Raw genomic sequence first — 3,096 nt, forward strand, 5'->3', positions numbered from 1 at the left:
TACCGTTGTAGCGATCTTGACGGCGTTTTCTGCAAGAACTATTGATCCTGATCTTCATCAAGCATTACCTCCACATATCTTCTTACATACTCCGAATTTCTGTTCGGATAGTCATCACTCTCCATCAAAAAGTGATAGCCGTCCTTTTTCAGCTGTTCGGAAAACTTCTCGACCTCATCGGGTAAACCCTGTATTCTTAGTTTTATCATTCTTATCAGCTCCTCATTCATGTGTTCTGTGGCTTTTTGTTCTTTTATCACTTTTATTTCCTTTTTATCACTTTTTCTTAGTTTAAACAAGCCGACAAAATTGTACAATTCAAATACAACGAATAAGATATCGAGTATCTTCATGATTTCACCTTGAAACGCTTTCCTTTTTTCTTAATAATTTCGATTGGTTTTCGCCAAATATATAGAGGATCACCAGTGTATATTGACCACAACAAAGACCAAGATCCTATTACAAGTACATAGCATATAATCAAAAAAAGAGTGTTCACATTACTCTACCTCCCCAGCGCCTGCCCCGTTGCAGGCGTTTTCTTCTATTTAAACCGCTTGCAATTTGTAAATAAATATGCTATACTCCAATTAATTCATACCCATTATCTTTCAAATATGTCATTCGTTTTAGAAATCTGAGTTGTGTGCATTTGTCGTTAGTCCAAACTCTAATTTAAGGAAAGATAATTCATCTGTGTTAAAGAATGATACCCATTCATTTTTTTCACATGATGGTTTTGACGGATATTTGTTATATTTCCAACAATCCGATAGATCTTGGTAGAAATCATCATCACAGTATTTCTTTGAAAGCCAAAAATCTGAACCAACAATAATGAAATCATCTGGAATTTTATAGACCGATTTTAAATCGTGTTTTTAGGCAAAGTTCCAAAATATAGATAGGTTCATATGCTGCCTTGTGTTTCCAACCCATAAAATATCATTTATATTGTGTCCGTATTTATTTAAGTGAATCAAAATATTTTTATATAATGTCATAATTACCTCTTGCTCGATTTGTCTATAACATTTGTACTTTATAAGTAGTTTTTCAAGATAGAACTGAGTACCTCATAAATAGTTCTTTTATCAGAAAACCAAAAATGTGCATATGCCATTTCAAGCCGTAATTGTACAAGAGGAGGATAATTTTCTAATGTAGAAATTGAAATACTCATAATATCAGCTATTTCAGGCAAAAGGGAAGCATAGCTTTCCTTAGAACCCCAATCATAGTCAGAAAGTAATTGTTCGATAAAATTGGCAGTATCAGTTTTTGCTTTATTAAGTATTTCTTTTACCTTTATCTTATCATTAAGAGAATAATATAACATAAGGTTTCTTTCATCATACTTAGCAGAAAATTGAATACCCGACAGGCTAAGACCATTTAAAATACTATTTGCGTGTGATGTTTTTATCATTAGAAACTGCCTATTTGGTATTTCTTTTGCCACCTTACAACCATAATTTAACCACATTCCTTTTGAGAAGTCTTCGATTTCTTTTATTTTCTCATTATTCATATCTCTACCTCCCCAGCCCCTGCCCAGTTGCAGGGGCTTTTTTCTATTTAAACTGCTTGTGCTTTTATAATTTGGATAAAATAACAGCAGCTGTTCATGCTCATTAGCCGCATGATATGTCAAGTAGCTCTTACTTTTATAGTGATTTTCCAATCTTTTAAATATGCTCATTTCTCAATTCTCCGAATGATTATTTCTTTTAAGGTGTATCTCCCTGTTAATGCAGCCCTTAAAAGTATCAATATTTGTGAAACAAAAAATACAACGTACAATAGTACTATAAATACATTGTATTTTTGAGGTATAGACCATTCGTTTGAAAAGAAAGAGCAAAGTATTGCAGCTATAGCAATACTTTCAGCAAGAATAGTCAACTCATCTATTAAAATGGACTTTACCGCATATAAAAATCTTTCCTTTTTGCTAGGATACCTGATTTTAAAAGTTACATCATGGAGTTCATTGTCATTATTCACCATTATCACCTCTCTTAGAATATCCTCTACAAATAATTTTCTCGTCATTTAATTTGGCTATAATGTTTCCCTCATATGTGTATTTTTTTGAGAATACATTTATCAATATAGCACACTGCATAAAGCAGAAAATTGCAAACAGAACTATCATAAAATCATTGTTATCACAGTGTTCTTGCGGTAAGATCCAGCCGTTTTCAAAACAAACACATACTAGAATAGCTGAAATGACACTCTTACCAAACAATCTAATTTCATCTTTTAAAACAGATGTTACTGTATAAATTACTCTTTCTTTTTTACTTGGATACTTGAAATTAAAATCGATATTCACATTATTCATTCCCGTCCTCCTCAGCGCCTGCCCCGTTGCAGGCGCTTTCTTCATTATAGATAAATTGATCCCCTTTTTACTGTCTTTTTTCAGACAGTATCAATTATCTTTCTTTTCTTTTTCGGCTGAACATCACGATAGCAAATCCTGCGAGTATGACAACTACACCGCCAAGAACTGTTCTGCCGTCAATGTCATTGTCGGAAGAACCAGTGTTTGGCGTGTCAGGAACTTTTTCATTGAACATATCTGCGTCCACTGTCTGAGCGTAAGTAACAGTTACCTGTTTGGAGTCAGCCACAAGATAACCGTATGGAACTGTGCTGCCGTCCTCTGTGATAGTGTATGTACCTATAGGTACGTTTTCAAACTTCGCTATGCCGTCCTTATCGGTAACAGCTTCAATGCGTATCTCTCTGCCTGTGTCAGACACACCCGAAAGAATAAAACGAATGCCCTCAATGTTTGTCATTCCGTCAGTTTTCTTGTGGACTTGAACTATACCTGTCTGCTCAGCGTTCAGAATTGTTTCATCAATAGTTTGTGCATACTCGACCTTGACTTCTTTTTCATCAGCTACGAGATAGCCATACGGAACTGTTTCCTTATCCTCGATAACTTTGTATGTACCTATCGGTACGTTCTCGAACTTTGCTATGCCGTTCTCATCAGTTACCGCAGGGATATCAATTTCACGTCCTGTGTCTGATGTGCCCTTCAGATAGAAGGTTATACCTGAAATATTCAGATCA

At 34.8% G+C, this 3,096-nt stretch carries 5 protein-coding genes; all 5 read right to left on the reverse strand.

Annotation, left to right across the window (positions count from 1 at the left end; genetic code table 11):
• Positions 1–38: 38 nt before the first annotated feature.
• Positions 39–209, reverse strand: a complete 171-nt coding sequence (locus tag QVO88_RS10000; RefSeq protein WP_195550926.1) for a hypothetical protein — start codon at positions 207–209, stop codon at positions 39–41.
• A gap of 836 nt (positions 210–1,045) precedes the next feature.
• The gene (locus QVO88_RS10005) at positions 1,046–1,705 is read right to left on the reverse strand and encodes a hypothetical protein (RefSeq protein ID WP_022288337.1); all 660 of its coding nucleotides are present in this window, start codon (positions 1,703–1,705) and stop codon (positions 1,046–1,048) included.
• Entirely contained in the window at positions 1,702–2,013 is a 312-nt protein-coding gene (locus tag QVO88_RS10010; RefSeq protein ID WP_022288338.1) for a hypothetical protein, read from the reverse strand. The genes QVO88_RS10005 and QVO88_RS10010 overlap by 4 nt, the downstream gene beginning before the upstream one ends.
• Positions 2,003–2,398 carry a hypothetical protein gene (locus QVO88_RS10015; protein WP_288177985.1) on the reverse strand — a complete coding sequence of 132 codons (396 nt, stop codon included), beginning with the start codon at positions 2,396–2,398 and terminating at the stop codon, positions 2,003–2,005. The genes QVO88_RS10010 and QVO88_RS10015 overlap by 11 nt, the downstream gene beginning before the upstream one ends.
• 49 nt (positions 2,399–2,447) lie before the next feature.
• The coding region (locus QVO88_RS10020; protein ID WP_288177986.1) for a collagen binding domain-containing protein at positions 2,448–3,096 on the reverse strand (649 nt) is incomplete at its 5' end.

This window comes from Ruminococcus sp. CAG:57 (assembly GCF_000435935.1).
Lineage (GTDB): Bacteria > Bacillota > Clostridia > Oscillospirales > Ruminococcaceae > Hominimerdicola > Hominimerdicola aceti.